The organism is Gemmatimonadaceae bacterium (assembly GCA_035533015.1).
GTDB lineage: Bacteria > Gemmatimonadota > Gemmatimonadetes > Gemmatimonadales > Gemmatimonadaceae > JAGWRI01.
Genome location: DATLUQ010000034.1, coordinates 1 through 2,504 on the forward strand (window position 1 = coordinate 1; position 2,504 = coordinate 2,504).

Here is a 2,504-nt window from a genome sequence, read left to right on the forward strand (position 1 = left end):
CTCACGCAATTCGAAACGCAGTATCTGACGTGGCTGGTCGAGCGGGCCGGAGGCAACCTGTCCGAAGCGGCGCGCATCGCCGGTGTGGACCGCACCACCCTGTATCGGGTCATGGAACGCCACGGTTGGCAGCGCCCGACACCAGCCAGTGGCTGGACGCCGGTGCGCAGCCAGTTCGCGGTGCCCGACGAAGTCGGTGAGCGCGCCGCATATGATTGATCGTATGCGGGCCCACACGACGGGCGTTGTCCCGGTCGGTGCGCTGGTACCTGTTGCGTCACGGCAACGGTCGTCGCAGCGGGTCGTGGTGGCCGCGCCATGCCGCCGCTGTGTGTCATTTGCTAACTCTTGGCCCGCCGACCGTTTGTTCGTAACATACGGCGCGAACGGGCTCGCACGCCTCTTGCACTAAGATTTTTCATGGCCGGTTCATATCTACTCGATCTTCCGCGGCGCAGCCGCTGGCGCACCGCCGAAATCCACGAGACGTCGCGCACGGAGCGCGTGCGCCGGGTGCTGAACATCGCCGTGGCGCTCTTCGGCATCATCATCACGCTGCCGCTCTGTGTTCTCATTGCCGTTCTCGTCCGGCTGACATCGCGTGGGCCCGTGCTCTACCGGCAGACGCGCGTCGGCATCGACCGTCGCGCCACGAACATCGATCCGGCAGGGGCGCGGCGTGCCCGCGACGTGGGCGGCCGTCCGTTCACGATCTACAAATTCCGGACGATGAAAGTGAGCCGGTCGGGCGCGCAGCTCTGGGCGCAACCGGACGACGCGCGCGTGACCGCGGTGGGGCGGGTGCTGCGAAAATTCCGCCTCGATGAATTGCCGCAATTGGTCAACGTGTTGCGCGGCGACATGAACGTCGTGGGGCCCCGGCCCGAGCAGCCAGATATCTTTGCGCACCTCCGCAACGAGATCGGCGACTACGGAGTGCGGCAGCGCGTGCTGCCCGGCATCACCGGCTGGGCACAGGTAAACCTGAACTACGACCAGACCCTCGACGACGTCCGGCGGAAGCTCATGTTCGACCTCGAGTATCTGGAGCGCCGGTCTGCGGTGGAGGATACCCGCATCATGCTGTTGACGCTCCCGGTGATGCTGGGACGACGCGGGGCGCTGTAGCCGAAAGGTCCCGACCCGCCCGCTATCCGGTCACCGACGTTGGCTGACGCCGTGTGGGCTCCCAAGTTGCCGCGCGGCGCCCACTCAGCAGATGCAGCCACGCCTGGAGGCCCGCAGCCAGTCCGGCGGTGGTGAAGGCGATCATCGAGATGGCGCGCGGGACGGGGCGGCCCGCCGCCTCGCGCCGCCAGGTGGCGGCGGTGGCCAGCGCCCCGACCGCGGCGAACCCCAGGACGATTCGCGCGATGGCCGACTCACGCGCTGTGACCAGGGCAACGCCGACCACGGCCGCTACCGTCCAGGGCAACAGCCACCGGCACAGCTTGTGACTGGCCAGCATCCACGCAAACAGCCGGTATCGACGGATGTCGAGCAGCCCGCGTGCGTACCAGAGCGTGGCCAAGCCGCGCGCCATGGTCCGCACCTTGCGCCGGTACTCGCGGCGAAGGGACGTGCTCTGCGGCACGTAACAGATCGCCGCGGGCACCGAGACGGCCCGGAATCCGTGGCGTCGTGCCACCAAGGCGGCGGCGAAATCGCGGCTCAGGTGCTCCGGGAGCGCGTGACGATGCAGTTCGGCGCGAATGGCGTACAGGCATCCTGACGCGCCCACGATGCCGTCCACCCGTGTCTCCAGATCGCGAACCCACATCTCGTAGCCCACGTACGCCGACTCGCCGGGGCTGGTCGAGCCCTGGGCGCGTCCCGTGCTCACATCCCGTCCCGACGCCACGCCGACGGTCGGATCGGCCAGCGCCGCCACGAGATGCCGGACGGCAGCCGGATCCACACGTACTGACGCATCCGTGTTGACCACGATCTCCCCGCGCAGCGCGGTCCGCGCGGCGTTCTCGGCGGCCGTCTTGCCGCTCCGGCGCGGCATACGCAGCAATTCGACGCCGCGTTCGGCGTACGACTGAACCACATCGTCCGTGCCGTCGGTGGACGCGTCGGAGATGACCACGATGTGGCGAAGATGCGCCGGGTAGTCCACGCCGAGCAATCGCTCGATCGTGTCGCCAATCGTCGCCACCTCGTTGTACGCCGGCACCGTGATCGTTACCAACGGGAGTTCGGCAGGCGCGCTGGGGGGCGCCGGCCTGGGGCGCCTGGCCGCCGCTGCCATCAGTAGCAGGGGATACCCGGCGTAGGCATACCCCCAGACCCCGATTGTGATGAGCAACACGACCGTCAAGGCGCGCTCCTATGCCAACGATTCCGTGGTGAGATCGGGTGCGACGGTCGTCAACCGTTCGTAACGGATCACGGCGTCCACGAAGAATTTCGCGGCCCAACTCAATGTCTCGTAGCGACCATACTCTCCGTCGAATGGGAACGAGCCCTTGATCCCACCCCGTAGGCCGCTGTTCCGGCTC

3 protein-coding genes are annotated in these 2,504 nt (G+C 67.6%); 2 read left to right on the forward strand and 1 reads right to left on the reverse strand.

What is annotated here, in order from left to right; all coding sequences use genetic code 11:
* Together VNF92_06890 and VNF92_06895 are read left to right on the forward strand one after the other, a co-directional pair.
* Window positions 1-219 (forward strand): helix-turn-helix domain-containing protein (locus VNF92_06890; protein ID HVA57596.1); only part of this gene is annotated, 219 nt, incomplete at its 5' end.
* 201 nt (window positions 220-420) lie between these two features.
* A complete protein-coding gene (locus VNF92_06895) occupies window positions 421-1,128 on the forward strand; it encodes a sugar transferase (protein HVA57597.1) in 708 nt (235 codons plus the stop codon).
* A 22-nt stretch (window positions 1,129-1,150) separates the two neighbouring features.
* On the opposite strand, the gene VNF92_06900 is transcribed toward VNF92_06895, so the two are convergent.
* The gene (locus VNF92_06900; GenBank protein HVA57598.1) at window positions 1,151-2,314 is read right to left on the reverse strand and encodes a glycosyltransferase; all 1,164 of its coding nucleotides are present in this window, start codon (window positions 2,312-2,314) and stop codon (window positions 1,151-1,153) included.
* Between the last annotated feature and the right edge of the window lie 190 nt (window positions 2,315-2,504).